Origin of the sequence: Streptomyces sp. SolWspMP-5a-2 (assembly GCF_900091845.1) — a bacterium.
GTDB classification, from domain to species: Bacteria; Actinomycetota; Actinomycetes; order Streptomycetales; family Streptomycetaceae; genus Streptomyces; species Streptomyces doudnae.
In genome coordinates this window covers 1-3,546 of record NZ_FMCI01000180.1, presented here as the reverse complement: position 1 = coordinate 3,546, position 3,546 = coordinate 1, and the positions used below count along the sequence as shown (strand labels likewise).

The following is a 3,546-nucleotide window of genomic DNA, read 5'->3' as shown; positions in this document are numbered from 1 at the left end:
GGCCGTCGCGGGCAGCGCGAGGGGCAGGGCGGCGGAGAGGGCGACGGCGGCGACGGCGGCCAGGGGGCCACCGGCGCGGGGGCGCGTCCTGGGAGTGGTGTTCACGGAGCACATCCTTTGTTGACGGTGTGTCACTTGGAGGACCGGGCCGGTGGTGCGCGGATATGCCTTCCGCGCTGTGACCTGTGTCACAGACGGGTCGGCCGGGCGCGGGGCCCGGGGCGGACGGGCAGCCGGGTGCGGCGGTGCCCGCCCGCTCGGGTTGACGTCAGCGGGCCCTGGCGTCGGCCAGCGCGTCCCGCATCTTGGCGAGCCCGCGCATCCGGTTGCGCTGCACGGTCCCCCGGTGCGCCCCGAGCAGCTCCCCGGCCGCGTCGTGGCTGAGCCCCTCCAGGTCGACGAGGATGACGGCGGCGGCCTCCTTCGGCGACAGCAGGGCGAGCAGCGCGAGCGCCGCGCACCGGGCCTCGCAGCGCTCGACCCCGCCGTCCCAGCCCGGTTCGGGCAGCCGGTCGGTGCAGGTCTCGCGCCGGGACGGCCTGAGCCAGGAGTCGCGCAGCAGGTTGAGCGCGGTCGCGGAGGCGTAGGCGTACGGGTGCCGCTGCGGGGCGAGGGTGCGGCCCCTGGCCCGCCGGGCGAGGCGCACGTACGTCTCCTGGAGCAGGTCGTCGGCGTCGTACGGGTTGCCGGTCAGGGCCAGCAGCCGACGGCGCAGCCGGGGCATGACCTCGGTGAAGACCGCGTCGAACTCGTCGGGTTCCATGCGGTCGACCGGACGGTCGAGGACGGTGTCGCAGGGCTCGCTTCTGTTCATCTGACGTATCCCCCATGTACCCGGTGGCCGCTGGTCGGGCGGCACACCGGGGGTGTGCTGTCTCCGGCGGGCGCCCGTTGCGCCGACCGGCCGTGCGTGCGGAACTCCTGAGCGGGCGAGGGAGAGAGGGAGGGGAGAGGGAGGGTGGTGAGCGGGGTGCGGGCTCTAGGCCGGGGTCGGCGGCGGGCCGTCCTGGCGCTTGGGGGTCGGCGGCGGGCCGTCCCGGTGGGCCGGTTCCGTGCCGGGCGGCTCTGTCGGGCCGTAGCGGGCGGCCGGACGGCCGCGCATGAGCGCCCAGTAGCGGTCCCCGTAGGACCAGTGCCACCACTCCGTGGGGTAGTTGACGAATCCGGCGGAGGTGAGCGCCTCGCGCAGCAGGGTCCGGTGGGCGCGGGCGGTCGCGCTGATGCCGGGCGCGTCGGTGCGGCAGGCGCCCGCGCTCTCCTCCGGGGTCGCGTTGACCTCGGTGCCCAGTGGCAGTTCGGTGCCGTCCTCGGCGCACAGGGTCAGATCGACCGCGCCGCCGCAGACGTGCGGGGCGACCTCCGGCGGTGAGATGTAGGCGCTGGCCAGCTCGCGGACGCGGGCGGGCGAGGCGTCGGGGTGCGCGGCGCGCAGGGACGTCGCGTACTGCTCGTAGTAGCGGCGCTGCAACCCGGGCGGCCGGTACCCCTCGACGACCAGAAAGCGCAGCCCGGCCGGGAGCGCCCGCTGGGCCTGCAGGAGCCGTCCCAGCACGCCCGACCTGAGCAGGGCGTACGCGCCGTCGTCGGTGGCCTGCCTGCTGTCGAGGAGCAGTTCGGGCACCTCGCGGACGTCGACCAGCGGTTCGCCGCATTCGTCGACGAGGACGGCGGCCACGCGCGGATCGGAGAGAGTGATGATGTCGGTCACGGACCGAGCGTCGCGGACTCCTCTGCAAAAGCTCTGCACGCCGCATGCAGGACCGCCGGCCTCCGCGCGGACCCGGCCGGTCGCCCGCCGCCGGGTCGGCTCAGCGGTGGTCCTCCCCCGCCTCGCGGCTGCCGAGCGCCAGGAACGCGGCGGACGCCTGGCGTCGGGCCTCCGCGGCGGCCTCGTGGTCGCCGTGCGCGGTGTGCGTCGCGGCCAGGTCGCGGAGGGTGCGGGCCCGCCAGAGGGGCAGCCCGAGGCGCTCCCAGATCGCCAGCGCGGCCCGCAGCGGGGCCTCGGCGCCCAGCGGGTCGCCCGACGCCAGGTGCCACTCGCCCCGGGTGCGCAGCACAAGGGCCTCCCCGAAGGCGTCCTGGCGTTCCCTGGCCACGTCCAGGCAGCGGCCGAGCCGGTCGTGCGCCTGGTCGAACCGGCCCTGCCGCAACTCGACCTTGGCCAGGGCCTGTTCGGTGTACATCAGCCCGAAGGTGTCCCCGAGGCGGGTGAAGACGTCCAGGGCCTCGGCCAGCAGGTCGGCCGCCTCGGTCAGCGCGCCGAGGGCCCGCGCGCACAGGGCGAGCGAGCGCAGGGTGAGCGCCTCGCCCTGGCGGTCGCCGACCCGGCGGAACAGCGCGAGCGACCGGGTCAGCGCCTCCCTGGCCTCGTCGTCGCGGCCCTGCTCGCGGTGGACGTACCCGACTCCGTAGAGCGTCCTGGCCCGGCCCGCGTCGTCGTCCAGGGTGTCGTAGCGGTCGAGGGCGGCGGCGAGGGTGCGGGACGCCTCGGCGAAGTCCGCCTGTTCGCGGCGGATGGTGCCCATGCCGACCAGCGCCGTCGCGCTGCCGCGCAGGGCGTCGAGGACGGCGTCCGCGTCGTCCCCGGCCGCCGCCGTCTGCTCGTCGAAGAGGCCGAGGGCACGCACCAGGCAGGCGTGCGCGTCCTCGAACCGGTCCTGTTCGTAGCGGAGTTGGCCGAGGCCGACGAGGAGCCACGCCTCGCCCTCGCCGTCCCCCTCGCGGCGCACCGCGTCGAGCGCCACGGTGTGGGTCTGGGCCCAGACGTCGAACTGGTTGTACAGGGCGGCGGAACTCGCTATCAGGGCGCCCGCCAGTTCCCGCGCCTCCCGCGTCATGCCCCGCGCGGCGCAGTGGTGGACGGCGGCGACCAGGCAGTTCTGCTCGGCGGCGAACCAGGCGGCGGGCCGCTCCAACAGCCTTTCCTGGACGGCGGGTTCGAGGAGCCACTCGGTCGCGGGCGCGGGCAGCAGCCAGGAGACGCCGCCGGGTCCGCGGACGGCGGCGCGGTCGGCGAGGGTGAGCCAGCAGGCGACGAGTCGGCGCACGGCCGCCGCGCGGTCGGCGGGGCTCTCCTCCGACAGGCAGCGCTCGCGGGCGTGTTCCCTGACGAGGTCGTGGATGCGGTAGCGGTTCTCGCCGGTCCCGTCGACGGCGAGCACCTCGATGAGATGGCAGTCGACGAGCCGTTCGACGGCCTCCTCGGCCTCCTCGGTGCCGATGTCGAGCAGGGGCGCGGCGATCCAGGCGGCGAAGTCGGGCAGGTCCATCAGGGCGAGTCGGCGCAGCGCCCGGCGCTCGGGCCCGTCCAGCTCGGCGTAGCCCAGTTCGAGGCTGGTGCGCACCTCCAGGTCGCCCACCCGGAGTTCGTTCAGGCGCCGGCGCTCGTCCCGCAGCCGCGCGGCGAGTTGACCCGGGCCCCAGTGCGGACGCGCGGCGAGCCGGGCGCCCGCGATCCGCAGGGCGAGCGGGAGTTGACCGCAGAGGGCGACGATCTCGCGGAGGTCACCCGGCACCCGGTCCGCCTCCGGCGACGGCTCCCCGGGC

3 protein-coding genes are annotated in these 3,546 nt (G+C 75.9%); all 3 read right to left on the bottom strand.

What is annotated here, in order from left to right:
* Positions 1–268 precede the first annotated feature (268 nt).
* Positions 269–814, bottom strand: coding sequence for an RNA polymerase sigma factor (locus tag GA0115242_RS18600; RefSeq protein ID WP_093829878.1), 546 nt, complete (start codon positions 812–814; stop codon positions 269–271).
* A 165-nt stretch (positions 815–979) separates the two neighbouring features.
* Positions 980–1,708: a M15 family metallopeptidase gene (locus tag GA0115242_RS18595; protein WP_093829876.1), complete on the bottom strand. Its 729-nt coding sequence runs from the start codon at positions 1,706–1,708 to the stop codon at positions 980–982.
* A gap of 100 nt (positions 1,709–1,808) precedes the next feature.
* On the bottom strand, positions 1,809–3,546 hold a 1,738-nt coding region (locus tag GA0115242_RS18590; protein WP_141721637.1), incomplete at its 5' end, for a tetratricopeptide repeat protein.

Bases quoted from the DNA above. Each gene is read 5' to 3' on its own strand.
- GA0115242_RS18600 (WP_093829878.1), bottom strand. From the start codon at position 814: ATGAACAGAAGCGAGCCCTGCGACACCGTCCTCGACCGTCCGGTCGAC.